This is a genomic window from Halorubrum sp. SP3 (assembly GCF_005435195.1).
Lineage (GTDB): Archaea > Halobacteriota > Halobacteria > Halobacteriales > Haloferacaceae > Halorubrum > Halorubrum sodomense.
In genome coordinates this window covers 1-220 of record NZ_SGTU01000773.1, presented here as the reverse complement: position 1 = coordinate 220, position 220 = coordinate 1, and the positions used below count along the sequence as shown (strand labels likewise).

The following is a 220-nucleotide window of genomic DNA, read 5'->3' as shown; positions in this document are numbered from 1 at the left end:
GCGACGCTTTCTCGGCGGCGTCGTTCATCAAGGCGTTCGTGACGTCCTCTGCCGTGCATCCCTGCCGCGTGATCGCATAGAGAAGCAGCACCTTGACGACATCCGTGGCGACCGCTTCTTCGTCGAGCCGGGGGAGATAATCTTCGACCGTCTGCTGGTAGTTATTATAGAAATCCGGGAAATTCGTCATCAACGCGTTGGTCGTGACATCCGGATACAC

At 56.8% G+C, this 220-nt stretch carries 1 protein-coding gene; it reads right to left on the bottom strand.

The features are described 5' to 3' along the window. Window positions 1–220, bottom strand: a 220-nt coding sequence (locus tag EXE42_RS19140; RefSeq protein ID WP_158293805.1) for a hypothetical protein, incomplete at both ends; no start/stop codon positions are given.